The 24,359-nt window shown below is 63.3% G+C and carries 23 protein-coding genes; 5 read left to right on the top strand and 18 right to left on the bottom strand.

The window, feature by feature from the left end:
- Positions 1-207 precede the first annotated feature (207 nt).
- Positions 208-525 (top strand): DUF5658 family protein, encoded by a 318-nt coding sequence (locus tag VGM51_07550; protein HEY3412897.1) that lies wholly within the window; start codon positions 208-210, stop codon positions 523-525.
- 95 nt (positions 526-620) lie between these two features.
- On the opposite strand, the gene VGM51_07545 is transcribed toward VGM51_07550, so the two are convergent.
- From VGM51_07545 to VGM51_07510, 8 genes are all read right to left on the bottom strand, one after another.
- Positions 621-995 (bottom strand): DUF4388 domain-containing protein, encoded by a 375-nt coding sequence (locus VGM51_07545; protein ID HEY3412896.1) that lies wholly within the window; start codon positions 993-995, stop codon positions 621-623.
- Positions 996-1,053: 58 nt separating this feature from the next.
- A complete protein-coding gene (locus tag VGM51_07540) occupies positions 1,054-1,449 on the bottom strand; it encodes a roadblock/LC7 domain-containing protein (GenBank protein HEY3412895.1) in 396 nt (131 codons plus the stop codon).
- Complete coding sequence (locus VGM51_07535; protein HEY3412894.1) at positions 1,446-1,922, bottom strand: roadblock/LC7 domain-containing protein; 477 nt, start codon at positions 1,920-1,922, stop codon at positions 1,446-1,448. Before VGM51_07535 ends, VGM51_07540 begins: the two co-directional genes overlap by 4 nt.
- Positions 1,919-2,881, bottom strand: a complete 963-nt coding sequence (locus VGM51_07530; GenBank protein ID HEY3412893.1) for a hypothetical protein — start codon at positions 2,879-2,881, stop codon at positions 1,919-1,921. The genes VGM51_07535 and VGM51_07530 overlap by 4 nt, the downstream gene beginning before the upstream one ends.
- An 83-nt stretch (positions 2,882-2,964) precedes the next feature.
- The gene (locus VGM51_07525; GenBank protein HEY3412892.1) at positions 2,965-3,543 is read right to left on the bottom strand and encodes a Rab family GTPase; all 579 of its coding nucleotides are present in this window, start codon (positions 3,541-3,543) and stop codon (positions 2,965-2,967) included.
- 43 nt (positions 3,544-3,586) lie between these two features.
- A complete protein-coding gene (locus tag VGM51_07520; GenBank protein ID HEY3412891.1) occupies positions 3,587-3,919 on the bottom strand; it encodes a hypothetical protein in 333 nt (110 codons plus the stop codon).
- Positions 3,916-4,704, bottom strand: a complete 789-nt coding sequence (locus VGM51_07515; protein HEY3412890.1) for a tetratricopeptide repeat protein — start codon at positions 4,702-4,704, stop codon at positions 3,916-3,918. The genes VGM51_07520 and VGM51_07515 overlap by 4 nt, the downstream gene beginning before the upstream one ends.
- Positions 4,705-4,859: 155 nt before the next feature.
- A complete protein-coding gene (locus VGM51_07510; GenBank protein HEY3412889.1) occupies positions 4,860-6,011 on the bottom strand; it encodes a cysteine desulfurase family protein in 1,152 nt (383 codons plus the stop codon).
- A gap of 162 nt (positions 6,012-6,173) precedes the next feature.
- On the opposite strand from VGM51_07510, the gene VGM51_07505 reads away from it, so the two are divergent.
- A complete protein-coding gene (locus tag VGM51_07505) occupies positions 6,174-7,499 on the top strand; it encodes a glutamine synthetase family protein (GenBank protein ID HEY3412888.1) in 1,326 nt (441 codons plus the stop codon).
- Positions 7,500-7,587: 88 nt separating this feature from the next.
- Here VGM51_07505 and VGM51_07500 read toward each other — a convergent pair whose 3' ends face one another.
- The 6 genes from VGM51_07500 to VGM51_07475 form a co-directional block, all read right to left on the bottom strand.
- A complete protein-coding gene (locus VGM51_07500; GenBank protein HEY3412887.1) occupies positions 7,588-8,595 on the bottom strand; it encodes an NAD(P)-dependent oxidoreductase in 1,008 nt (335 codons plus the stop codon).
- Between the two features lie 15 nt (positions 8,596-8,610).
- Positions 8,611-9,024 (bottom strand): putative toxin-antitoxin system toxin component, PIN family, encoded by a 414-nt coding sequence (locus tag VGM51_07495; protein ID HEY3412886.1) that lies wholly within the window; start codon positions 9,022-9,024, stop codon positions 8,611-8,613.
- Complete coding sequence (locus VGM51_07490; protein HEY3412885.1) at positions 9,017-9,247, bottom strand: hypothetical protein; 231 nt, start codon at positions 9,245-9,247, stop codon at positions 9,017-9,019. The genes VGM51_07495 and VGM51_07490 overlap by 8 nt, the downstream gene beginning before the upstream one ends.
- Before the next feature lie 38 nt (positions 9,248-9,285).
- The gene (thrC, locus tag VGM51_07485) at positions 9,286-10,371 is read right to left on the bottom strand and encodes a threonine synthase (protein HEY3412884.1); all 1,086 of its coding nucleotides are present in this window, start codon (positions 10,369-10,371) and stop codon (positions 9,286-9,288) included.
- 204 nt (positions 10,372-10,575) lie between these two features.
- Positions 10,576-11,565 carry a ParB/RepB/Spo0J family partition protein gene (locus tag VGM51_07480; protein HEY3412883.1) on the bottom strand — a complete coding sequence of 330 codons (990 nt, stop codon included), beginning with the start codon at positions 11,563-11,565 and terminating at the stop codon, positions 10,576-10,578.
- A 73-nt stretch (positions 11,566-11,638) separates the two neighbouring features.
- Positions 11,639-14,647 carry a family 78 glycoside hydrolase catalytic domain gene (locus tag VGM51_07475; GenBank protein ID HEY3412882.1) on the bottom strand — a complete coding sequence of 1,003 codons (3,009 nt, stop codon included), beginning with the start codon at positions 14,645-14,647 and terminating at the stop codon, positions 11,639-11,641.
- Between the two features lie 276 nt (positions 14,648-14,923).
- Between VGM51_07475 and VGM51_07470 the strand changes: the two genes are divergently transcribed.
- Entirely contained in the window at positions 14,924-16,288 is a 1,365-nt protein-coding gene (locus VGM51_07470) for a hemolysin family protein (protein ID HEY3412881.1), read from the top strand.
- Between the two features lie 20 nt (positions 16,289-16,308).
- Here the strand turns inward: VGM51_07470 and VGM51_07465 are convergent, their stop codons facing one another.
- Both VGM51_07465 and VGM51_07460 read right to left on the bottom strand, forming a co-directional pair.
- Positions 16,309-16,929 (bottom strand): NADPH-dependent FMN reductase, encoded by a 621-nt coding sequence (locus VGM51_07465; protein HEY3412880.1) that lies wholly within the window; start codon positions 16,927-16,929, stop codon positions 16,309-16,311.
- A 21-nt stretch (positions 16,930-16,950) separates the two neighbouring features.
- Positions 16,951-19,173 carry an ATP-dependent DNA helicase RecQ gene (locus VGM51_07460; GenBank protein HEY3412879.1) on the bottom strand — a complete coding sequence of 741 codons (2,223 nt, stop codon included), beginning with the start codon at positions 19,171-19,173 and terminating at the stop codon, positions 16,951-16,953.
- A 228-nt stretch (positions 19,174-19,401) separates the two neighbouring features.
- Between VGM51_07460 and VGM51_07455 the strand changes: the two genes are divergently transcribed.
- Complete coding sequence (locus VGM51_07455) at positions 19,402-20,934, top strand: NAD(P)/FAD-dependent oxidoreductase (GenBank protein ID HEY3412878.1); 1,533 nt, start codon at positions 19,402-19,404, stop codon at positions 20,932-20,934.
- A gap of 102 nt (positions 20,935-21,036) precedes the next feature.
- The gene (locus VGM51_07450) at positions 21,037-22,518 is read left to right on the top strand and encodes an aldehyde dehydrogenase family protein (protein ID HEY3412877.1); all 1,482 of its coding nucleotides are present in this window, start codon (positions 21,037-21,039) and stop codon (positions 22,516-22,518) included.
- 71 nt (positions 22,519-22,589) lie between these two features.
- On the opposite strand, the gene VGM51_07445 is transcribed toward VGM51_07450, so the two are convergent.
- Both VGM51_07445 and VGM51_07440 read right to left on the bottom strand, forming a co-directional pair.
- Positions 22,590-23,318 (bottom strand): GDSL-type esterase/lipase family protein, encoded by a 729-nt coding sequence (locus tag VGM51_07445; GenBank protein ID HEY3412876.1) that lies wholly within the window; start codon positions 23,316-23,318, stop codon positions 22,590-22,592.
- Entirely contained in the window at positions 23,315-24,358 is a 1,044-nt protein-coding gene (locus VGM51_07440) for a hypothetical protein (GenBank protein HEY3412875.1), read from the bottom strand. Before VGM51_07440 ends, VGM51_07445 begins: the two co-directional genes overlap by 4 nt.
- Position 24,359: the final 1 nt, after the last annotated feature.

Below are 24,359 nucleotides of genomic sequence, written 5' to 3'. Positions count from 1 at the left end.
AAGACGTGGCAGGGTCTGCGTTCATCATCACCGATGATGCAGGCGAGCCGCTGCCGACAACGACAGCCGAATACGAATAACCGACGGAATAACGCCACACACGGAAGCGGTCAGGCATCGAATTATCGATGCCTGGCCGTTTTGGCATGGTCTGTGCCTGTTTGAATACCGTAGCCGTCCGGCCACACCATACACAGGAACTTACACATGTCTCGACGAACACAGTTTGGCTTGTATCTTCTCCTCACCGTGGCGGACTTCGCTGCCACGGTCTTCCTCGTCACAAACGGTTACGCCGACGAAGCCAACCCGTTTATCAACGGGTTCACCGCATTGTTCTCATCGTTCGCGCTCGGCCTGGCCATATACAAGACCGCCGTTACCATCTCACTGGTTTTCCTGTTGCGCCAGGTAAATAGACAGAGCCCCGCGGCTTCCAGGCGGCTCCTCTTCTTCGCCAACGCTGTCATGCTCGGGATCAGCGGCTGGCACATCGCCTGCCTCCACGCCGTGAAGGTGATCTGAAACCGGTTGGCGCCTGTGTGACAGCAAATGGCGGTTGGACGGTTCATTCGTCCAGCCGCCGGTATTGTCCTTACCCCTTCGCGCGGATTCGCTCTCTACTTGGGCATGTAAAAGAACCCCGCAACGGAGAGGTGGCGCGCCTGGGCAGGCGAGCTGCGTTCGGGGGCGCTTGAGGCGTCGGAGCCTTCATCCATCAGGCGGGTTGCTTCCAGGAGCAGATTCGTTGTGCTCGACGTAATGGTTGTCGGGCATGCGGCCGGGCCGGACTCCCACGTAAAACTGCCCCCCTCCCGAGCGAGGAGCCTGTGGGCGGCCGGCTCTCCGGTCTCACCTGCAAACGTAGCGTGCACGACGTGCCCTTCCTGCACGTAGATGCGCCCGCTGGTTCCACGCCAGAACACGGTTGCCACACCCGTTTTCCGCCCCCAGCTCATCAACTGCAGCAGTTCGAGAAGCGTAACGTCCGACAATGACCCGCTTATACCCACGTCCCCTCCCCTTCGGCCATCAGGCCAACGAACGATCCCGTCACACCAGGCTCAAGACTTCCTCCGCGGCGCGCTGTACATCCACGGCAACGAGGCCAAGCGTTGCGCCCTTATCCAGCACCGCCGCCATAACCGCATCTCCCGGCCCGCCGGCGATGATAAAATCGTGCGTGGCGCCCTGGATCACCATCTGATTCAGGCGGCCCTGGCGCAGAGTCCTGGCCACTTTTCGGGCAAGGCCCAGCAACGCCGCGGCGGATGCCGCCACAAGTTCTTCGTCCACGCCGATCCGGGCGACGGCGCTAACGGGCAACCCGTCCGCCGTAAGCACGAATACCGCCAGAATTTCCGGCAATCCGTGGCGCAGCCTGCGCAACCGTTGAGTAACGCGGTCAACTGTGCCCTCAAACTCGCCAACCGGCTCAGCAACCATCATTCCACCCCCATGACGCTGTCCATTCGTTCGACGAAACCGGCGACTTCGCCGCCGATATTGAGCGGCGGAAGATGAGGCGCCGACATTTGCGCCGCCAGAAGACCGACCGCCTTGGAGGCCACCAGCCGGATAAGACCGATGGTCGTGCGGTCATCGAACACGGACATCATGATTGCCCGTGTACCCACGAGCGAAAAGTGAATATGCTCCCGCTGCCCCTGGTGAAAGAGGACCGTGAACTCGGGCTCCCCGAGCAGTCGCGCAATCTCCTGCGTGGAAGCGATGGCGCCGGCCGTCAGCGCGGCGAGCGAAACGGTATCCAGGTCTTGTGTAAAACCCTGGCGCGCCAGCATCTGGCCATCGCGGTCCACGAGGATCGCGCATTTTGCCTCGGACTCCCTCAGGAATCCACGCAGACAATCATTGATTGCAGCGAACTCCTGCTCGCCGATCACCACATCCTGGAAACTCACGCCATCACCTCCTCGGCATGGGGGGCCGCTACCGCCGCGGGCAGTGCCTCCAGCGCATCGCGAAGCGCAACCGCAGCCCTGTCGAATGCGCTGAGAACAAGACCCATACACGCAGACGGCGCGAGCAGGACCGCAAACAACAGGTCGTCCGACAACTCCCGTGAAAGGAGAATCCCCTGTTCCATCTTCAGCATCGCGCTTTCGGTGGCGCCGCAGAGGCGCTCCGTGGATTCCTGAATGGCCAGGAATGAGTGCCCCATCAGAGGCGCCACAAGTTCGGCATCAACGGCGCCATCCTGGAGGGAGGCCACGACAAAGCCATCCTTGCTCGTCACCGCAGCCATGAGGACGTCAGGCGCGGACGAGCGGAACACGTTCATCGCCGTGTTCAGCCTCTGGTGGAGCGCTTCGGTTTCGGCGGAAACTGCTGCGTCCCCGCGGCCCGCTTTCGCGACGGAGTCGAGCATCGAGGCGAGGCCCGGAGACGCCTTCGACAGCGCGGCTCGGCCCGCGTTGGCGTTCGGGGTTACGCCCAGTAGGTACCATTTCTCATCGCTGACCCGTATCTGGCGCATCACCAGGTGCGAGGTGTCCCAGCCCACCACAAACTCGTTGCCTTCCGCGGCTTCCTTGTCGCCCGGCATATCCAGCTGAAAGACCGGATCGGCCGGTGCGCCCTGAAGGCCCTTCTTGATGTAGGCCAGCGAGTCGCTGCGGTGCTCAAACCGCATGCGCTTGTCGGAGTAGAACCGGAGCAGTGGTTGGCGATCGGCGAACGCTCGGGCGATCAGCGACGGGATGGCGGCCAGGTGGTCCGGAATGGGCACGTCCCCATCGGATGCCCAGGCGAGCCCGCGCGCATCCGCCAGGGCTATGCTCTTGAATTGCCCGGCGGCTTTGACCGAGGCCAATCCCTCGGCCAGGGCCGCGTGTAGTGCATTGAATTGTGCTGTTGACATAACGTCATCCCTCCCGGGCGTCCCGCGGGGTGCTCGAAGCACCAGATCCTCGGACGCATGCCGCAACGTAACCTCTTCCAGGTTCAGGTTGCCCGGATGAGTACTCCCTTACTGATGGCCTTCAGTGTGTTCACAACCCCTTCACCGGAAGAGGCGATGCTGGAGAATGATTGCCGGCCATCCGGGTTCAACAGTTTCTCCAGGTAATCCACCGGCGCGGTATTCGGCAGGTCTCGCTTATTGTACTGGATCACCGTCGGCATATCGGCGATTGCCATCCCGTGTTCAGCCAGGTCCGTTGCCAGGCTTTGCCAGGATGCGAGGTTTTCGCGCATGCGATCCCACTGCGAGTCCGCAACGAACACCACCCCGTCCGCGCCGCGCAGCACGATCTTTCGCGTGGCGCTGTAAAAACTCTGTCCGGGCGTTGTGTACACCTGAAACCGTGCCTTCAGGCCGTTCACCGTGCCAAGGTCTACCGGCAGAAAATCGAAGAACAGCGTCCGGTCCTGCTGCGTTGCCAGGGACACCAGATTGCCTTTCGCCGTATCGGGCAAAATGCTGTGGATGACCTGCAGGTTCGTTGTCTTTCCGCACATCCCGCAGCCGTAGTAGACGATCTTGTAGCTGATCTCCTTGAGCGCGTAATTGATAGTTGCCATTTGTGTCCCTAACGCCTCGATCCCGTCCCTGAGCCCCGGGAGACTACCCCACGGCCTTCATCTGCGCCGCGGCATCCCGCATCCTCATCTTGAGGAGCCCGGCAGCCGCGTCGTTCTCCGCAAAAGCCACCAAGTGGCCTTGACCGGCGGTTCGCACCACCAGGCGTCCTTCCGTGCCGACAAATACGGCGGCGTCCAGCGGTGTGCCCCCACCTTCAACCCATCGCCTGCAGGCATCGGCGGCCCGACGCGCCAGGGGCAACGCCGCCGCTCCGCCGATCGCCTCTCCGAAATCCGCCACTTCGGTCTCGCCGCACAGATACGCGCTGCCGAGGACGCCGGGCGTCTTGTTCAGACTCTGCAAAACTGTTTTCACGCGGTACCCTCCGCTAATGCCTTCGTCAGATGCCACGCAATGAGGCCCTCCCGAAGCTGCGCATCCGCGGCGACTCTCATGACGCCTTTCGGACCGCGCCGGGATGTACAGATGGTCTCCTCGCTGTGCAGGGAAACGTCGGTCAGGTCGCCGAAACCACAATCGTGCAGCACGCCGGCCGCGCTGGCCTCCAGCACCCCCATGCGCTTCAGATCGTCGGCGGCGGGAGTGGAGGTTTCACCAAACAGCCTGTTGTCGCCCCCGCACTCCAGCAGCACGGACTTCACGCCATTCAGTGCAAGCACTTCCTGGACCCGGCTCTGAGCCTCGGGCGAGAACAGGAAACTGGGCGGCGGCGGTGGCGCCTCGGGCTCCTGCCCGGCCCGCTGTTCGGCAACGCCCAGCCATTCGATGATCTCAGCATCGCCCATGATGACGAATTCGGCGCGCTCAAGGAAGACAAGGGCCTCACGGTAGCGCTGCCGGTCCATCAGGAGATAGCAGATCGCTTTCAGGGCGCGTGGATGCTGCGGCTCGGAGGCGAGCACCGCGCGCAGATCCTCTTCGGCCTCACTGTAGCGGTTATGCTTGATCAGCGCTTCGCCGCGAAACACGCGGAGCCCCGTGTAAGCAGGGTGGCGGGAAAGCCCGAGATTGCTCACCTCGAGCGCGCCATCGGCTCGGCCCCACTCCAGCGCCTGTTCCGCGGCGGCCGCGTAAACGTGCTGGGGGGCGTTGGGCGGGATATTAACCGCCATGCTCATTTCTTTGGTGTTTGCTGCCATGGGTGTTCCGTCCTATTGGTCTACAGGACTATTCCACACCACGGCCAGGGATTTGGCAGGGTATTTCGGGCGGGAATGATGAATTCGGAGTGATGAATGATGAATGGCGGAGAGCAGCAGCCAGGGCGGCGGGGGATGGGGGGCGTCCGGCGCTCTTAGCCGCCGGGCCGCAGGTCTCGAAGCCGCTGGACGATTCCCGGAAGCACGCCCAGCAGTCGATCGACGTCCGCTTCCGTGTTATCACGACCGAGCGTCAATCGCAGCGCGCCGCGCGCATCATCCGGGCTGAAGCCCATCGCCAGGAGCACGTGGCTCGGTTCGATGGCGCCGGCGCTGCACGCGCTGCCGCTGCTCACACAGAAGCCCTCGAAGTCGAGGTTCAGCAGGATAGCCTCGCCCTCTACCCAGGGGAAGAGGAAACTCGCGCTTCCCGGCAGACGCCGAGAGGGGTGTCCCGTGAGGACGGCGCCGGGAACGGCGGACATCAAACCGGATATCAGATGGTCGCGCAGCGCGGAGAGGCGCCCAGGCGCCCCGTTCAGCAGTCCCTCCGCGGCCATTTCACACGCCTTGCCCAGTCCGACGATGGCCGCCACGTTCTCCGTGCCGCTGCGGCGCTCGCGTTCCTGTCCCCCACCCGTCATCTGAACCGCCAGGCGCATACCGTGGCGCACCCACAACGCGCCGATGCCCTTCGGCCCGTACAGCTTGTGCCCGCTGAGGCTCAGCAGATCCACACCCATCTCGTTCGGAGCGACATCAATCGCCCCAATCGCCTGAACCGCATCGGTATGGAACAGCGCGCCGGCTTCATGCGCTATCGCGGCGAGTTCGGCGATCGGCTGGATCGTCCCCACCTCGTTGTTCGCCGTCATCACGGACACCAGGGTGGTGTCGGGGCGCATCGCGTCCTTCAAAGCGTCCGGTTGAACGACGGCGGCGCGATCCACCGGAAGGAGCGTAACGTCCCAGCCGAGAACGCGCATGCTCTCCGCCGTGTCCAGTACGGCCTCGTGCTCGATGGACGAGACCACCAAGTGGCGTCCCTTGTTTTCGTTCTGCCACAGCGACCCGCGTATCGCCAGGTTGTCCGCCTCGGTTCCCCCGGAAGTGAATACGATTTCGCGGGCCTGAGCGTGCAAGAGGCCGGCAACGCGGTCGCGCGCGACGTCCAGAGCGCACTTGGCTTCCTGCCCAAGAGAATGGATGCTGGACGGGTTGCCGTAGGCCGCCGTGAGGAACGGCATCATCTCCTCCAGCACCTCCGACGCCAGAGGCGTGGTTGCCGCGTGATCGAAATAAGTCATGATTTCATTCTATCGGGCGTGGTTCCCCAATTGCCGCATCGTGTAACGTATTGGAAACCTTTGGGTGCTACGATGTTTCTCGGGCGGGAAAATCCCCGCGAGAGTACCAAGCAGCGGCCCTTTCCCCGGGCCGCCCAGCGCTTCCGAAAGAGAGTGGTTTTGATGAGCACCAAAGACACCGAATACGTGCTGCGCCAGGCAAAGGACCTGGACATCCGTTTCATCAGGCTGTGGTTCACGGACATTCTGGGCTTCCTGAAGTCTGTGGCCATTACCCGCGATGAACTTGCGAACGCGATGGAAGAAGGCATGGGCTTCGACGGTTCCTCGATCGAAGGCTTTGCCCGAATCGACGAATCCGATATGATCGCTATGCCGGACCCATCGACCTTCTGCCTGATCCCCTTCGGAGACGTTCCCACGGCCCGCATGTTCTGCGATATCAAGAACGCGGCCGATGGCACCCCGTACGAAGGCGATCCGCGCTACATCCTGCGCCGCCAGCTTAAGCGCGCCGCGGACCTGGGCTTCACTTTTTACGTGGGACCGGAATTGGAGTACTTCTACTTCAAGGGCGCCAATGACCCCACGCCGCTCGATGAGGGCGGCTACTTTGACCAGACGGCCGTTGACGTTGCCCACGACCTGCGCCGCGACACCGTGATGGCCCTGGAAGAGATGGGTATCGGCGTAGAGTACAGCCACCATGAAGTCGCCCACAGCCAGCACGAGATCGACCTCCGCTACACGGACGCCCTGACGATGGCGGACAACGCCATGACCTACCGGCTGGTGGTTAAGGAAGTTGCGCTGGCGAACAACGTTCACGCCACGTTCATGCCCAAGCCCGTTGGCGGACAGAACGGCAGCGGCATGCACGTTCACCAAAGCCTGTTCAAGGGCGATCGCAACGCGTTCTTCGATGCCAAGGATGAAGTCCACCTTTCCAAGATTGCGCGGCAGTACATCGCCGGCTTGATGAAGCACATCCCCGAGATCACCCTCGTGATGAACCAGTGGGTAAACTCGTACAAGCGCCTCGTCCCCGGTTATGAAGCCCCGGTTTACGTGAGTTGGGCCGTTAAGAACCGCAGCGACCTAATCCGCATCCCCGGATACAAGCCCGGCAGGGAAAACGCAACGCGCATCGAACTGCGCAGCCCGGATCCTGCCTGCAACCCGTACCTCGCGTTCGCCGCGATGCTGGCCGCCGGCCTTGATGGAATCGAAAAGGGCTACGAGTGCCCGCCGATGAGCAGCGGCAACCTTTACCGCCTCACGGACGAAGAGAGAATCGAGCAGGGCATCGCCACTCTTCCCGGCGACCTGGATCTCGCGATCGCCGCCGCTGAAGGCAGCGAACTCCTCAAAAAGGCACTGGGCGACCACTGCTTCAACAAGCTTATCAAGAACAAGAAGCTTGAGTGGGATCGCTTCCGCGCCACGGTGACCGACTGGGAGAAGAACGAGTACTTCGGAGTTCTGTAGAGTACTCAGCACTGGGAAACCACAAAGGCACGAAGGCACAAAGGACCGATCTTTGTGCCTTCGTGCCTTTGTGGTTTCCCAGTTCGGACTACGTGCTGAGGAGGTATCGCGTCCGATCCATCGTGAACTTGAGCGGTTCGCCGGCCTCGAAACGCCTCAGATTTTCGACACATACCCTTTGCATTGGTGTCAGCGCGGTCGCGGGGCGCCCATCCAAGGGCCACGGGTTCTCGATGTGGTGCCCGGTCAGGATCAGGTTCTCCCAACCTCGGGCCGGGTGGTCTTCGGGCAGGCTGTCCGGGTCCAGGACGTCCAGCCCTGCGCGAAGGCGGCCTGACTCGAGTTCCGCGAACAGCGCATCCTGATCGATGATGCCGCCGCGCGCGGTGTTGACCACAACGCCGTGATCAGGAAGCTTTGCCAACAGGCCCGCGGTCACGCTCCCGGCGGTTGCATCGCAAAGTGCGGCGTGAATGACGATGGCCTCGCTCGTATCGAACAACTCCTCCAGCGAGGAGACGCGCAGACAGTCATCGGGGAGGCCCGCGGCGAACGGATCGAATATCCGGATGGTCGAACCGAAAGGGCGCAGAAGGTCCACGAACCGGCGGCCGATGGCCCCGAAACCGTAGATTCCCACGTTCAGCCCTTCCAGCGTCCCGCCGTGGGTCGCGGGGTCCAAGCCCCAGCCTCCGCGCTCGATGTGCTTCACGCGAAGGTGAATCTCCTTCACCGCGCCGAGCAGGAGCGCCATGGCGCCCTCCGCAACCCCGCTCGCGGGAGTATCGCCCCAATTGGTGACAGGAATGCCCGCGTCGATGATCTCAATGGGAACAGTGCGGCGCATTTCGCCGGTGATATGACAGACATATCGCAAGGTCCCCGGCTCCGATGCGACGGCGGCCGAAACCGGCGCGGCGCCCCAACCCGTGAGCAGAACGTCGCACCCGCGTATCAAGGCGGTGCGTTCATCGCCGGAAAGCGAGCTGCCATCCTCAACTATGCGCAGCTCTCCGAAGCGGGCAATTTCCGATCGGAAAATCGGGTTGAAGATATCCCTGTTCGCTTCGCCGGAGGCGATGTGCAGTAAGTTCATGTGGAGAAGCAACCGTCAGGGACCATTCAGATCGAGGAATGCGGCAGGCGTGAGTATAGGAATCCCCTCAATGGCGCACATGTCGATCATGTCATCATCCTCCGTCACGACGCAATCAGCCCTGCCGTTGATCGCGACTTCGAGGAATAGATCGTCTTTGGGATCTCGGCAGAAGGCTACTCTGCGGTGGATGGGCACCATTTGCACTGCCGTCACGTACAATTTAATGAAAGCAATCCGAAGCCGCAGATCGACTAATCGATCGAACTTCGGACGCATCATAACCTCGCTCAATTCGTTGAGAGTCGCCTCCGATGCCAACAGCCAGTCTTCTGTTCGAGCCACATCCAGAGCCCGCCGGCTCCATGACCGGGGAGTCACGACGGCTCGAACCAGGACGCTGGTATCGAAGACCACCCGTCTATTCATTACGCAGAATTTCCTCTAGAAGATCGGGGGTAAGCCCGCGCTCCTGCGCCTGCCGGCCGATCTCATCCATTATCGGGCCTAATTGTGTGCCGGCCTCGCGCCTCTTTTGCCGGTCCTCCAACCATAGGAGGAAGTCCACGCCATCATTGGCCTTGTCAGCCGGCCCAATTTCGCGGTACCACTCGGCAACGGATGCCGGGACCTCAAGTTGAATCACAGCCATGTCACACCTCTAGAGCGATTATACCATCAGCCTCGCCATCAGAATCCGCAGGCCCGCGCCACGGCGTCTTCAGTCGCGGCGACCGGCTCCGGAAGGGCCACCTGCGCCAGGGCGCGGTCGGGGTCCTTCAGGCCGTGCCCGGTCAGCACGCACGCAATCACGGGGTTCTCAATGTCCGCAGTCTCGAAGTACCCCTGCTCGGCCAGTTGGAGGAGGCCCGCAACGCTCGCCGCGCTGGCGGGCTCGCAGAACACCCCCTCTTCCCTCGCGAGGATTCCGTATGCGTTCAATATCTGCTCATCGGTAACGATGTCAATTCTGCCGCCTGATTCATCGCGGGCCGCTTCCGCCTGTTTCCACGAAGCGGGATTTCCGATCTTAATCGCCGTGGCGATCGTCTGCGGTTCGCGCACCGGGTGGCCTAGCACGATCGGGGCCGCGCCAGCGCTCTGGAAGCCCATCATCCGCGGCAGGGAATCCGACCTCCCACGCTCGTGGTACTCCTTGTACCCCTTCCAGTACGCCGTGATATTGCCGGCGTTACCGACCGGGATGCAATGCAGGTCAGGCGCGCGGCCCAGGACGTCCACAATCTCGAACGCGCCCGTTTTCTGCCCCTCGATGCGGTACGGGTTCACGCTATTGACCAGAGTGATCGGGTACTTTCGCTCCATGATTCGCGCAAGATGGAGGGACTCGTCGAAGTTACCCTCCACGGGCACAATCAACGCGCCGTGCATCAGCGCCTGGGCGAGCTTCCCCATCGCGATCGCGCCCTTGTGGTATTCGAGCAGCACAACACACTTCATCCCGGCGCGCGCCGCGTAGGCCGCCGCGCTCGCAGAGGTGTTCCCCGTGGACGCGCATAAAACAGCCTTCGCGCCCTCCTCGGCCGCGTGGCTGATCGCCATCGTCATCCCGCGATCCTTGAAGGAACCCGTGGGGTTCAGTCCCTCGTATTTCAGATAAACGCGCGCGCCATGCCCGACACGGCGCGAGATCGCCGGCGCGGGGATCAGTGGAGTGGCCCCTTCATACAACGACACGATCGGAGTCTTATCGGTAACCGGAAGGTAGTCGCGATAATGCCTCAACAGGCCGTGCCATTCAACCGAGGAGTTCATCACTGTGCCAGGATCCCTTCATCGCCACCACCGGGCGAGCGCAGTCGCGCGCGAAAATGCGTTAAGTCCATGGTAAGACCCGAACGCATCGCCGTCAACCAGGGAAATGAGACAATGGAGAAATGGGAAAACGAGGAAACGGGGAAATGTTCGGGCATTTCCTCATCTCCCCGTTTCCAGATTTCCCCATTTCCCCATCGGGGATCAGCCGAGGGCGTCCAAAAGGCCCAGGAGAATTTCGCGGGCGATCTGCTTCTGCTCTTCGTCCAGGTCTCTCGTGTTGATCCGCGAGACGAGGTCGTGGACTTCACGGAACATGTGGATGACCACGCCCATCACTTCGCGGGGGTCGGCGCCGGTCTCGGCCTTGAGTTTTTTCGGCTGGCGCCCGGCCTCGGTGTCGCCCCGCTTGAACATCCCCTCGTCTTCAGCGGCGTCCCGCTCCGCCGCGGCGGCGAGGGCCTCCTTGCGGAAGGCTTCGCGCTCGGCCTCGCTGGCCGGCGCGACAGCGCCGTTGGCGACATCCAGGAAGGGGTTGTCGTCCACGTGGTCTCCGTCCGGCGCCGCGGCATTGGGACGTTTCGTTGCGCCGGTATATTCGTTCACCAGCACTTCCGTTTGACCCGGCGAAAGCCGATTGCCGACAACCTCCTCGACGATAGCCTCCCAGGAAGACGGATCGGCCCGTCCCACGTGCGCCAGCGTCCAGCCGCTCACCTGGCCGTCAACCTGGGCCTTGAGAACACCCGGAAGGCTGTCGTAGACCTCGGCGGCGCGGCGGGCCGCCGCCACGAACGTGGCGCTGCGTCCGATCGCCTTGGCGTAGGCGCCAGGAAGCATCTTCTGCGGCATATGCACAAAATGGAGGCCATAGGAAAGCAGGTCCATCGGCTCCTGTTCGTTCGCGCGGACGAGTTCGAAATAGGCTTCCTCGTCATTCATGCTCCAGATGTCCACCCAGACTTCGGGCAGCTTCAGGCGATTCGCCATCATCAATCGGTGGTGGCCGCTGACCACGGTCAGCATCCCTCCGTCATCCTGAACGAGGATAGGGTGCCGCTCCAGGATCGACGGATCGGATTCATAGGAAGCGACCATCGCGTCCACGCGGGCGTCGTTTACCGGACGAGGATTGCGGGGATGCGGCCTAACGGCGGTGCGGGCGACCGACGCGGTACGGATACGTTGTGCCATCTAATGCCTTTCAAACAGTTCTTGCAGGGATCGGGGGTTGACCCCATCATATTGTCGGCCAACAGCCCTATCGTCACGAGGGGCCGCCGGTCACTTCCACATCATAGTCACCGGGTTGGGCTAGCGTTAACACCCAGCTCGCATCAACCTTCGACAGCTTGGCCGAAGACGAAATCAGCGACTTGCCGTTTACCCGCCACGAGGCGCTCTCCCATTCCTTCCGCGGAAGAACGATGCGGCCGGTTGTACCGCCGGGAACGGTGAGCGTGAGAGCAACGCCGCGCTCCTGGCGCTTCCAGGACGCCTTGATGTCACCCTTCACGGTCGGAACGACGCCCTTCGCCCATTGCAGGTCGCAGAAGGCCGGCGCGATTTCCCATTCAGCCCAACCGGGCGAGGTCGGTCGAACGCCGAGGTATTGGGCCGGTAAATCCTTTGTCGGACAAGCGGACCAGCCGTGGCAAAGGCTGTCTGTCGGCTCCCATTTCTCCCAGAAAGTCGTGGCGCCCCAGTCCAGCATCCCGCCCCAGTTCTTCCGGATGTACGCCAAGGCATCGGAATGCCGTCCCATGGCGTACAGGGCGTCCAGGTAGAACGATGAGAAATAGGGCGAACCGATTTTGACGGAAAGAGGATCAGTGTCCGCGCGCCGCATCGTGTCCGCCGCACGCTCCCGGGGTGCGATGCCGAACGCCACGGCGAGGCTCGACATATGCTGCGACGGCGGGCCTATCCGCTTGCCCTTGTCGATGGCGCCCATATAGACGCGTTCATCGGGCGCCCACAGCAGGTTGTTGATGGCGGCTTTCACGGCGGCTGCCTTTGCCGCGTATCGCGACGCCTTGTCCGGGTCGCCGCTGACGCGCGCGATGTCCGACGTGGCGAGCAGCGCCCGGTAATAGAGGCAGTTCAGCGGACCCGAAACACCGAAGCGCTGTACCTCCATGCCCGGCGCCCAATCGATGAATACCCAGTATGGCACGTCTTTCAGGAGTCCGCCTTCGTCGCTCATCCGAGCCTGAAAAAAGCCCATCAGTCGGTCGATCACCGGCGTCATAGACGCGAACAGAGACGAATCACCCGTGAACAGATAGTACTCCCAGAGCGAATAGACCCACATCAATGAGAATGATGGCAGGCGCGCGCCATCCCAGTCCGTTGGGAAGACACCGCGAACGATCCCCTCTGCGTCCTGACTCTGGGCCGCCTGGACGAGCGCGCGGCGCATGAGGGCCGTATCGCCAAAGCAGTAATAGTTCACCAGCGATTCAACGCGCGCGTCACCCCACCACTGCGCGCGCTCGCGCCACGGACAGTCCGTGTACGCGTCATCCATATTCAGTTGGAGCGTCCATCGACCCATGTTCCATATCCGATTGAGGATCGGGTCGCTGCACTCGAACGCGCCCCGATAGGCGACAGGGTAAGTGGCCAGCCCGACCGTGGCCTCCGCGAGCGTCACCGGTTTCGCGGCGTTCCGGATTTCTATCTGCCAGTACCGGAAAGCGCGCTTATCGGTCGGCTCGAAGGTGTTGTCGCCGCGGCGGCAGATGAACCGGTCGGCGTAGGCAACGTCTTTGTACTCCGGGTTGAGCCGGCCCTTGGCACCGTTCCGGGGGCTCACGTAAGCGCCGTCCGGCCCGACCAACCCTTCGCCATACCCCATATCGACAATTTCGCCTCCCTGGGCGCCCCTGATCGTGACACGGGGATATCCCAGCACCTCGCGACCCATATCGAGCAGCACCGCGCCGTCCTTTCCCGCGCGGCACTGGAAGGTCGCTTCGGGGGTTTCCGTTGCGAGACTTGCGGAGTTTTCGACAAGCGATGTGCCGTTGCCGAGCACCGGTTCGGTGCGCATAATGGTCGCGATCGAACGAATGGTTGTGATCGGCGCCTGGGTCAGCGTCCATTCGGGTGTCACGCCACCCGTTTCCGGCGGGAATGCGTGATCGTATCCCGGACGCAGTCCCTTGGCGGCATCGAATTCGTATAACGGCGAAATGCGCCAGGAACCCGGTTTTGCGGCATCCTTTTCAGATGACAGGACGATGCCCTTCGCCCCCGGCCCGGAAACGCCAAAGAACAGTTTCCACTGGCCGACCACCTGGACCACTTTCACCATCACGCGATGCCAGCCGGCCTTAAGCTTGACCTCCGTGACCGCCTGCGCCGCGGCGGCCGGGCCGCCGTCGATCCGCTCCAGAACCAGGCCGCCGTCCAGCCACACTTTGGCCGCGTCATCGCAGCCCATTTCGAGGGTCACAGTGCGGGCGGTTGGAACGTAGAGACACGTGCTGGCATACGCTACGGCCCAACCCTTGCGGTCGAAGAACGACGCCATATCGATCTGCGCCGCCGGAGGCGGTACTTTGACTGCGAGAACGTCCACGACGGCCGCAGGGCGGAGTGGCTCCTCTATCTGTGGCGGCAGGCCGGAGGGCGCCAGGTCGGTCCAAGGAGCGGTCCCAGCCGGGCCGATGACGGTTGGGGGCTTCCACGAGGAATCGTCAAACGCCACCTCACGCCATCCGACCGGCTCTTTCCGCGCGTCGAAGACGTCCGGAAATGCCAGTTGGAGGCTCATTTTGTCCACGTCGCGAGCCCAGGCTTCCGACGGCAGGCATTTCCACGTCTGGTCGGTCTGGACCTCCACGGTCCTGGCGCCGTCCCGGATATCGGCTTCCAGAAGGAAGCCTGCCCTCGCGTTTTGCGTGCGGAAGGTGGGCTCTCCGTAATGCGCAACGACAGCGGTAAGCGCATTCGTCCCCGCCGTCAGGTATTTCGCGATGTCCAGGGTTTCGTATGCCATCCAGCGCGTGTGGCTGCGGGCAGGGCCACGCGAGACGCGCTGTCCGTTGACGTAGAGGACGTACCGGTTATCCGCCGTCACCCGGACGATCGCGGACGAAGGCGGCGCCGAAAGCGTGAACGTCTTGCGGAAATAGGCGTGCAGGTTTCGGGGGTTCTCAGGGCCCGGGGACCATATCCAGGCGCCCCGGCTCATCGGCGCGGCTGCAGTTGCGGCGCCGGTCGTGACCGACAGCGCGGCCAAGGCGGATGCGATGTTTAATGTTTTCATAAGCAGATCGAGGGAGCGCGTTTGGAGTGCTTGCGCCCGGCGCCCTTACAGTGTATGCGCCGCGACGACGCCTCGTCCCAAGTCGTCCGATCAGGCACCGCGGCCAAACGGGGCGCGCCGAAGATTGCACGACGCACGCTTACCCCCTGTGTTATAATATCTGATGATGCGGCAAAACTTTGAGCGCCGCAACCCGGGCAGCGTCCCTTCACCGTTGAGGAGAACGGTCTGGACGTCGTCCGTCGCGCCCACGGCGAGGCCATATCGCCGCCCCTTATGGACGCACACGTTCTGTCCGCAACCGGGCTTCAACCCGCAGCGACACTAGTATGGGCAGGCATTAATTTGCACGATGCGCTGAGCGGCGTGGGCATTGTGCTCTTAATCACCCTTAGCGCGTTTTTTGTGGCCGCCGAGTACGCCATCGTCAAGGCACGCCCCACCCGCCTTGAGGAGTTGGCTGAAGACGGCTCGCGAGGCGCTCGCAGCGCCCTGGCAGCGCAGCGCCGCCTGGGGTATTTCCTCAGCGCCACCCAGATCGGCGTCACCGTCACCACCTTGCTTCTCGGCAAGATGGGCGAGCCCGCGATGAGCCGGCTGCTGGAACCTCTCTTCCGGAAACTGCCGCTGGGCAGTGACAACGAACACACTCTCGCCCTCTTCTTCAGCATCGCGGTTATGGCCGCGCTGCAGGTTGTATTCGGCGAGCAGGTACCCAAATACATCTCGATCCAGCGAGCGGAACGCGTGGCCGTTATTCTGGCCCCCTTCGTAACGCTCTTTTACCGGGTGATGTACGTCCCGGTGTGGATACTCACGGGGATGACGCACTCGGCGCTGCGCCTGTTCGGGATAGACCCGCGTTCGCAGGCGGAAGTGCACTCACCCGAAGAGATCAACCTCATCGTGTCGTCCTCGGAAGCGCGCGGCGCCGTGGGCGCCGACGAAGCGGAAATGGCCAGAAATGCCATCATTATCGGAGACCGGAATGCGCGAGACATCATGGTGCCGCGCGTCGATATGGCCTACCTGACAACCTCCCTGTCGCTGGCCGAAAACATCGTACGCGCCAACGACGCCGGCTACACCCGGTTTCCGCTATGCGATCCAGACGCGGACCAGGTGATCGGAATGGTCCACATCAAGGACCTCCTTTCCGTTGCGGGGCGGGAAGGCGCAACCATCCGCGATGCGCGGCGCGACATATTGGTTGTCCCCGAAACCAAGGCTCTGGACTCGCTGCTGAGACAGTTCCAGTCGTCCCACATCCACATGGCGCTCGTGCTGGATGAGTGGGGAGGCACGTCCGGCATCGTCACGCTGGAAGACGTTCTGGAAGAAATCGTCGGCGACATCCAGGACGAACACCAGCACGAGCATCCGGAAGTGCAGGCGGCAGGCAAAGATGCGTGGCTCGTTGACGGCGGGGTGACCCTTGACGATCTGGAGCGCGATCTGGACATCGCGCTGGAGGCGGAGGACGCGGAGACCGTGGCCGGCTTCATCCAGTGGCGCCTCGGCGCGGTGCCCGAGCAGGGACAGCAGGTGACCGCCGACGGCTACACGCTTCGCGTTGAAGCCATGGAGGGGCGGCGGGTTCGCACCGTCCACATCTTGCGCGTTTCAAGCCAGGCGGACTGACATCCCGATCCGCGTGGCCCTCACGCATCGGGCGAGTACACCGGGTTCAAAACGCCTTCCGCCGCCTGAGCGTCCGCCGTTGTGGCGCCGCCCGCTCCAAACACGCCGGCTGACCGCACGACCTCGCTTCCCAGCGCACGAAGCAGCTTTTCAACGACCGGGTCCTTCGCCCGGCCGTCCGCTTCAAACGCCTGCCATGCGTTTGCCACCGGGACCACGAGCGGAATCGTCCAGCCTCGCAGCGACCTCACGATAAACTCCATCGTGTTGATCGCCTGAAGCCCCTGCGCGCCGCCCGCGGTGCTGATGAGACCGATGACCTTATCGGTCAGGTACGGCGGATCATCGCGTCGAAGCAGTTCGAGCCAGTCCAGCGCGTTCTTGAATGCCCCGCTGATCGTCCCGTGGTACAACGGGCTGCTCCAGACCAGTCCATCCGCGTCCCGAACGGCCGAAACTAGCTTCTGAACGGACGGCGTTGCCTCAAGGGAAGGCTCGTACATCGGAAGCTTCAGATCGTGAAGGTCAAGGACCATCGTACTCGCGCCGGCCGCTTCGGCCGCGTCCATCGTGATCTTCAACGCGGCCAGGCTGCTGGACGAGCCGTCCAGCGACCCTCCGATACCGACGATGCTGACCATAGTTGCCACTTCGTTCTCCTCTCACGCGCCGGACATGTGGTCATCGTATACTCTGCCGGGTGCATCCGGCAATGATGCAGCGCCGCCCGACGCCTGTCTCACGACCGCCAATATGTCGGCGCCCCATTTCGCCATCAGGCCGGGGCCCATCCCCCGCACGGCGAGGAGTTCCTCCTCCGTCGCGGGCCGCACCGCTGCGATGCCGCGCAATACGGCGTCGCTCGCGATCGTGTATGCGGGCCCTTCGAGCGCCCGGGCCCTTGCGATGCGCCAGGCCCGTAGCGCCTCGAACAGTGCCATATCCGCCTCAGTCAACGCTTCAACCGGGGAACGGGCAGGGTCTCCTCCGACAAGCCTCGGAGCGCTGACAGCTACGGCCGGCGCGGGCGCCTGTCCGGACAGAACCTGGCGTCCCAGCGCCGTAATCTGAACCACGGGAAGCGCCGACTCGTTCCGGGTCATCACCCCGGCCTCGATGTATCCGTCTTCGAGCAGTTCGTCCATAGCCGCGCCCACAGCCGCACGGGAAATGTTCTTCAGGCGGCCATGATACTCCGCGTACCAGTCCTGCAGAGCGACGATCCTCTTGTCGTTCGAGCCCGCCAGCACCCTCACGACCGTTGTCCGGCCGATCTTGCCGCTATACCGCCCGACACACTGAAGGATGGTCATGGCGACCTCGGACGAACGTTGCGCGAAAGGCTGAGTTCCGCCTCGGCCGGAGCGGTGGGAATGGAGGCAATTGTCGCAGTTCGTACACGTGTCCGGGATCTGTTCCTCTCCGAAATACCGCCGGATGCAAGCCCGGCGACATGTCGTCAATCGCGCGTAAGCTTCCACGGACTGCAATTTCCTCAGCCTGTTGGCGCGCACTTTGTCCAATTCGAGAGCGCGATGCTGCAGGGCAGACTGGGGGTTTGCCCCGAACAGCATTTCCACGCGCACGTCTCCCGAATCGGTGTCCGCCTTGCGCCGCGCCAAGCCGGCCTTCTCCAACTCCCCAAGTGCGGACCTCAGGAGCGTTTGGGATACGCCCAGCCGCTGAGCGGAATCGGCCCAGGAAAACCGCGCCTCAGCCCCCAGCGAAGTCAGGTAAGCATGGAGGTCGTCCAGATTGGTCTTCGTCGGCGTTGAGGCCTGGATGAGGAACCGCTGCAGAGTCAGATCGGACGGCGCGAACAGCAGAACGCAGTCCGCGTGTTCGCCATCGCGCCCGGCGCGTCCCATCTCCTGGTAAAGCGCTTCGAGTGTGCCTGGAAGCGCCGTATGGATGACGAACCGGATGTCGGCCTTATTGACCCCGAGGCCGAACGCGTTTGTTGCGCAGACGATCTCGGTCCGGCCGGCCATAAAGCGCGTCTGTACGGCGGAGCGATCCGCGGCGTCCATTTCACCGTGGTACATTTCCGCGGTGCGCCCGAAGGATCGGATGAGTTCGGCGGTCGCCGCCGATTCTTTCCGGGTGCCGCAGTAGACGATTCCGCTGCCCTGCAGGCCGGCCAACAGGCGCCGCAGGCTGTCGCGTTTCGCGCGTTCAGTTGCCAGCCGCAAGACTTCCAGGCGCAAGTTCGGTCGGTCGAAACCCGTGATGATCGTGCGAGCGCCCTCGATACCCAGCTGGGCCAGCACATCCTGCCGGACTTCGCGGGTGGCGGTGGCGGTCAACGCCATGACGACCGGCACGGACAGGCGCTGGATCGCGGTCTTCAGGAACAGGTAGTCCGGCCGGAAATCGTGGCCCCACTGGCTCACACAGTGCGCCTCGTCGATGGCGATGACTTGTGGGCGCCGATCTGTCAGGGCGTCCAGGAATCGCTTGTTGCGGAAACGCTCCGGCGCGGTGTAAAGGAGATCCAGGCGCCCGCCGACCCAGTCGTCCAGGGCGGCGGATTGCGCCGCCCGGCTCACGGAGCTATTCAGGAGGGCGACTCTGAGGCCGGTATCGCGTTGCAGGGAGTCAACCTGATCCTTCATCAGGGCGATGAGAGGAGAAATGACCAGCGTGCCGCCTGGACGGAGCACACTCGCGATCTGATAGCACAGGGACTTCCCTCCGCCGGTTGGCATCACCCCGAGAACGCGACCGCCGGCCAACCCGGCCTCTACGACCTCCGCCTGGCCCGGCCGAAAGCTGGAAAAGCCGAAGACGCGCGTAAGCGTTTCCTGGAGAACCTGCGGCGTCGGTGAGTATTGTTCGTTGATAGCCATGAAATCGAGACGATGGGATGAGGTGATGATACACATTGTATCCTCTTTGTGGCCCGTTTCAGCGCCACAATACCCGCGTTCGTAACCGCCGTATTCACCGAAGCGTTCCGCGAGAGCCCGCCCGTCAGGCCCCGATTACAGTGTGGGTACCTCCCAATTGTGTCGGATTTGGCGTGAAGACGTATAATCGTTGACTGGTGGTGCCGATATTGTGATTGGGGCCGCCCAGGCGGCCGTGCAGCGCTACCAGGGAGGGAGACGGAGATGTCCAGGCAACGACACGACTATGACGTGGTGGTGATTGGCGGCGGACCGGCCGGTGTGGAGGCCTCGCTGAGATCGGCCGGCTACGGGTTGAGAACGCTTCTTATCGAGCGAAGCCCGATGTCAGGGCGACGTAATATCGGGGGAGCGCCCTCGAGCGCCGCATTGATCCACGCCGCGACGATCGCCCGCACGATCGCGACCGGCAGCGATATCTCTTCCGGCCGTCCGGTGCAGGCGGACGCCTCCGCCTCGGCATTCGACTACGTTCGCAAGGTCCAGAACCAGGTTCGCGAGTCCGACGACACCGAAAAGCAGCTCCAGCACGCCGGCGTGGAAGTGAGCATCGGCAATGCCCGGTTCGTCGCTGAGGACACCATCCAGTTGGATGGCGTTTCGATCTCCGCTCAGGATTTCATCCTCTGCACCGGCTCGTCTCCCGCCCTCCCGGACGTGCCCGGCCTCGAGGAGGCAGGTTACCGCACCACATCCAGCATTTTCGAACTCGAGAGGGCGCCGGATTCGCTCGCGATCATCGGGGCCGGCCAGGTGGGCGTCGAGCTCGCCCAGGCGTTCGCGCGCCTCGGAACCCGGGTCATCCTCCTGGAGGAGGGAGACCGCATCCTTGAGCACGATGACATCGAACTCACATCGTGGCTGGTGGAGACGCTCCGCGGCGAGGGCGTGGACATCCGCCTCGACGCTTGCCTGGAGGCCGTTCAGCCAGGCGAGAAATGCCATACCCTGCTGACGCGAGGATTTGGAGGCCCATCGGAAGCGTGCTGCGAAACGATCCTGCTGGCCGGCGGAAGGGTGCCGAACGTGGATGGGCTTAACCTCGGGGCAGCCGGCGTCGAGGTTTCGGCACGCTGCGTCAAGACCGACGCCCGCCTGCACACGACCGGGCCGCACGTCTGGGCCTGCGGGGACGTGCGTGGCAGCCTGCAATATGCCCATCTGGCCGTACAGCAGGCCCGCCGGGTAGCACGAAACATCTTCCTGCCGATGGACGCGGGGCCCGAGGCGGACACCACCAGCTGGGCCACATTCACTACGCCCCAACTGGCCCATCTTGGCCTCACCGAAGAAGAGGCCCGCGACATGGGACTGGAGATCGACGTCCTGCGCGAGCCATTCTCCCGAAACGCCGGGGCCATCGCGACGGATCAGACGACCGGACTCATCAAGGTCATCGCCGACGGTCGGCGCGGACGCATCCTGGGCGTCCATATCCTGGGCGCAAACGCCGGGGAAATGATCCATGAATGGGCCCTCGCGATGCGCCAGGGGCTTTCGGTGAGGGCGATCGCCGATCTGCCGCACGTCTACCCCACGCTCAGCATCACCTCCCAGAACGTTGCTCGACGCTGGCTCGAAGCGCGCGCCGGGCGGCCGGCAACACGGAAGGCGCTGGCAACCTATCGTAACGCGCGGGCCAACCGGGAGCCGATCATCTACACGCTGGCAGCGGTCGGCGCCGCGGCCGGGTTACTGTGGGCGGCAAAGGCACTCTCGGACAACGACGAAGAGTGACGATTCCGACCGAGACAGGTCGTCGGTCGCGCCCATCCGCCATCAAAGCAAGTTGCCCCCACCCCCCGCGGTGTCCCAACATATATGTTGGAGGTAACGTGCATGAAGCAGTTCAAGAACTACATAAATGGGGAGTGGGTGCCCGCGCAGAGCGGCGAAACGTTCCAGGATCTCAACCCGGCGAACCGTGGCGATGTGATTGGCGAGTTCCCGAAGTCCGGGAAGGCCGAGATCGACGCCGCGGTGGCGTCCGCACGCGCCGCGTATAAGACGTGGCGGCTCGTTCCGGCGCCGAGACGCGCGGAGTTTCTCTTCAAGGCCGCGGAGGAAATGGTCCGCCGCAAAGAGGAACTGGCGCAGGAAATGACGCGGGAGATGGGCAAGGTCATCAGCGAAGCCCGCGGCGACGTTCAGGAAGCCATCGATATGATGTACTTCATCGCTGGAGAAGGCCGTCGGGCCCACGGCTACTCCGCCCCGTGCGAGCTTCCCAACAAGCAGGCCTGGTGCGAGCGCCAGCCCATCGGCGTATGCGGCCTCATCACCCCGTGGAACTTCCCTTCGGCCATCCCGGTGTGGAAGCTCGCGCCGTCCCTCGTGATGGGCAACGCGGTCGTTTTCAAGCCGGCGTCGGACACGCCGCTGCTCGCGACGCGCCTTGTGGAAATCCTGGTGCACGCCGGCATACCCGGCGGGGCATTGAACCTGGTTCACGGCCCCGGCTCCGTGTGCGGCGCGGCGCTGGTGAGCCACCCCGATGTGGATCTCGTCTCCTTCACGGGCAGCAGCGATGTCGGCCGCGACATCAGCTCCGGCTGCGCTCCCACTTTCAAGCGCGTGAGCCTGGAAATGGGCGGCAAGAACGCGATCATCGTCATGGATGATGCCGACCTCGACCTCGCCGTCGATGGCTGCATATGGGGCGCCTTCGGCACCAGCGGCCAGCGCTGCACCGCGAGCTCGCGCATCATCGTCCACAAGGCCGTCGTGGCCGAGTTCACGAAAAAGATGACCGAACGCGCGAAAGCGCTGCGCCTCGGCGACGGACTCCTCGCGACGACCGACGTTGGACCCGTGATCAACGCGGCCGCGGCGAAGAAGATCGTCTCCTACATCGAGATCGGGAAGGCCGAGGGCGCAACCCTGCTCTGCGGCGGCGGAATGGCGTCCGGCGGCGCGCTGGCGGACGGCAATTTCGTGCAGCCGACACTGTTCGGCGATGTGAAGCCGGGCATGCGGATCGCCCAGGAAGAGATCTTCGGGCCGGTGACCGTAATCATACCGGTCGGAAGCCTGGATGAAGCGATCGATGCCGCGAACAACACCCAGTTCGGGCTCAGCGCCAGCATCTTTACCTCCAACGTCAACAACGCGTTCCGCGCGGCCCGCGATGTCTACACCGGCATCTTCTACATGAATGCCGCGACCATCGGCGCCGAGATCCAGTTCCCGTTCGGCGGCACCCGCGCCACAGGCAACGGCCACCGCGAAGGCGGCGAGCAGGTGTTGGACGTCTTCAGCGAGTGGAAGACCGTGTACGTGGACTACAGCGGCACCGTTCAGAAGGCCCAGATAGACGTGTAACGGAAATGCAGAATGCAGAGTGATGAATGATGAATATCGGAAATCATCATTCATCACTCTGCATTCTGTATTCACAGAATCCCCATCTTCTTCATGACCGGCGTGAGCGCGGCAGTCCACTTCACGTGGCCGGCTTCGTTGGGGTGCAGCAGGTCGGGGAATTCCTCTTTGCGACAGACGCCTTCCGACGTGGCGAACGGCGAGAAGGTGTCGCACACCGCGACCTGTGGCCTTCCGATGGCGATGCTCTCGATGAGCGCGTTCGTCTGCATCACTCGCGACGGCGATTTGCCCGGCACCTCTTTCCACGGCATCACTTTGCACAGGATGACCGGCATTTTCGGGTTGGCCGCGCGCATCCGATCCACCATCGCCCGGATATTCCAGGCGACGTCCGACGGGCTTACGCCTCCGGCGATGTCGTTGATGCCGATCAGCATAACCACGGCGCGCGGGTGGAGGTCCAGCACGTCTTCCTGAAGGCGCCAGAGCAGGCCTTTGCTGGTATCGCTGCTGATTCCGCGGTTGGCGACTTTGAGCGTCGGGAATGCCTTGTCAACCGTCCGCCAGCCCTGGGTGATGCTGTCGCCGAAGAATACGACGGCGCCCTGATCCTTCTCGCGGTCTTTCCAGAATGCCGCACGGCGCTCCACCCAAAGCGGGTAGGCGCCGGCATACCCTTTGCCCGGCCAGTCCTTGCTGCCGGCCGGCGTGGGCTTTGGTCCGCCGGCGGTCTGAGCAATCGCTGGAACGGCACACAACGAAACTAATGCCAGGCAGGCAATCCTGGGATGATTCATGCTTGGTTCTCCTGGTGTTCGACAACGAGGCCCGCGGCCTCTGGATCCAGTTCAATCAGGGTGTCCGCGCCAGCGTCCATCAGCGCCTTCCCGATCCGCTCCGGCTCGTGGGTCAGCGCGATGATCGTGCCGCCTCCGCCGGCGCCGGCGAGTTTGGCCGCCAGGGCGCCCGCGTCCAATGCGGCGCGTATCAGGCGTTCGTTGGAATCGCCCGATCCGCCCAGGTCACGCTGGATGGCGTGGTTTTCGGCCATCAGCGCGGCGAGGCGCTCCCAATCCGCGTCGAGCAATGCGCGCTTGCCCATCTGCGCGATGCGCTGGATACGGGCGTAGCCGGCCACGACGGCAGGCTCCCCTTCAAGCCAGCGGTCGCGGAGGCTCGTATGCACGGTACCGGAGTGATGTTTGACGCCGGTGTGTGCGAGGATGAACGGAAACGCGGGCGCAGTGAGGCGTTCCGCCACCACGTACGGCTCGTCAACGCCCTGCCTCAATTGCTCGCGGTTGCGCACATCGATGAAGCGAAGGCCGCCGAATACCGTCATGGTGGCGTCCTGGAATCCGCAGAGGACGCCCAGGTGGTTCATCTCCACGTCGCGCACCGTCTCCACGAGGTGGTGGGCGTGCTGCATGCTCCCACTGGAGGCCTGAAGCGCCGCGACGATGGCGCAGACGAGGGCCGTTGACCCGGCAAGGCCGGCCTGCATGGGGATGGCAGTGGACGCCTCCAGATCAAAATGGTCTCGCAATGGATCGATCCCGAAAGCGGCCAGGGCCGCGCGGGCGACGTCCAGTCTGTCGCCGTGCATCGCCAGGTCGTCTCCGTTCGCGATGACGGCGGCCTCTCCGCCAACACTCAGGGCCAGCGCGTTTGCCGGCGAGATGGCGCATTCGGCGCGCGCCTTTGTGGCGCAGCTCAACATGCTGCCACCGTACATATCCGACGGGTTGCCTGCAATCCCGCCGCGTCCCGGAGCGCTTGTCCGCACCGGCGCCCAGATGCTCATCGGCGCATTCTCCCCCTGAAAGTGCTTCTTCATT

It is taken from the genome of Armatimonadota bacterium (assembly GCA_036504095.1).
In the GTDB taxonomy this organism is placed as follows: Bacteria; Armatimonadota; DTGP01; order JAKQQT01; family JAKQQT01; genus DASXUL01.
The sequence above is the reverse complement of the archived record's forward strand: the minus strand, read 5'-3'. Positions and strand labels throughout refer to the sequence as shown.

Bases quoted from the DNA above. Each gene is read 5' to 3' on its own strand.
- VGM51_07550 (HEY3412897.1), top strand. From the start codon at position 208: ATGTCTCGACGAACACAGTTTGGCTTGTATCTTCTCCTCACCGTGGCG.
- VGM51_07540 (HEY3412895.1), bottom strand. From the start codon at position 1,449: ATGATGGTTGCTGAGCCGGTTGGCGAGTTTGAGGGCACAGTTGACCGC.
- VGM51_07530 (HEY3412893.1), bottom strand. From the start codon at position 2,881: ATGTCAACAGCACAATTCAATGCACTACACGCGGCCCTGGCCGAGGGA.
- VGM51_07525 (HEY3412892.1), bottom strand. From the start codon at position 3,543: ATGGCAACTATCAATTACGCGCTCAAGGAGATCAGCTACAAGATCGTC.
- VGM51_07515 (HEY3412890.1), bottom strand. From the start codon at position 4,704: ATGGCAGCAAACACCAAAGAAATGAGCATGGCGGTTAATATCCCGCCC.
- VGM51_07510 (HEY3412889.1), bottom strand. From the start codon at position 6,011: ATGACTTATTTCGATCACGCGGCAACCACGCCTCTGGCGTCGGAGGTG.
- VGM51_07505 (HEY3412888.1), top strand. From the start codon at position 6,174: ATGAGCACCAAAGACACCGAATACGTGCTGCGCCAGGCAAAGGACCTG.
- VGM51_07500 (HEY3412887.1), bottom strand. From the start codon at position 8,595: ATGAACTTACTGCACATCGCCTCCGGCGAAGCGAACAGGGATATCTTC.
- VGM51_07495 (HEY3412886.1), bottom strand. From the start codon at position 9,024: ATGAATAGACGGGTGGTCTTCGATACCAGCGTCCTGGTTCGAGCCGTC.
- VGM51_07490 (HEY3412885.1), bottom strand. From the start codon at position 9,247: ATGGCTGTGATTCAACTTGAGGTCCCGGCATCCGTTGCCGAGTGGTAC.
- thrC (HEY3412884.1), bottom strand. From the start codon at position 10,371: ATGAACTCCTCGGTTGAATGGCACGGCCTGTTGAGGCATTATCGCGAC.
- VGM51_07480 (HEY3412883.1), bottom strand. From the start codon at position 11,565: ATGGCACAACGTATCCGTACCGCGTCGGTCGCCCGCACCGCCGTTAGG.
- VGM51_07475 (HEY3412882.1), bottom strand. From the start codon at position 14,647: ATGAAAACATTAAACATCGCATCCGCCTTGGCCGCGCTGTCGGTCACG.
- VGM51_07470 (HEY3412881.1), top strand. From the start codon at position 14,924: ATGGACGCACACGTTCTGTCCGCAACCGGGCTTCAACCCGCAGCGACA.
- VGM51_07465 (HEY3412880.1), bottom strand. From the start codon at position 16,929: ATGGTCAGCATCGTCGGTATCGGAGGGTCGCTGGACGGCTCGTCCAGC.
- VGM51_07460 (HEY3412879.1), bottom strand. From the start codon at position 19,173: ATGTGTATCATCACCTCATCCCATCGTCTCGATTTCATGGCTATCAAC.
- VGM51_07455 (HEY3412878.1), top strand. From the start codon at position 19,402: ATGTCCAGGCAACGACACGACTATGACGTGGTGGTGATTGGCGGCGGA.
- VGM51_07450 (HEY3412877.1), top strand. From the start codon at position 21,037: ATGAAGCAGTTCAAGAACTACATAAATGGGGAGTGGGTGCCCGCGCAG.
- VGM51_07445 (HEY3412876.1), bottom strand. From the start codon at position 23,318: ATGAATCATCCCAGGATTGCCTGCCTGGCATTAGTTTCGTTGTGTGCC.
- VGM51_07440 (HEY3412875.1), bottom strand. From the start codon at position 24,358: ATGAAGAAGCACTTTCAGGGGGAGAATGCGCCGATGAGCATCTGGGCG.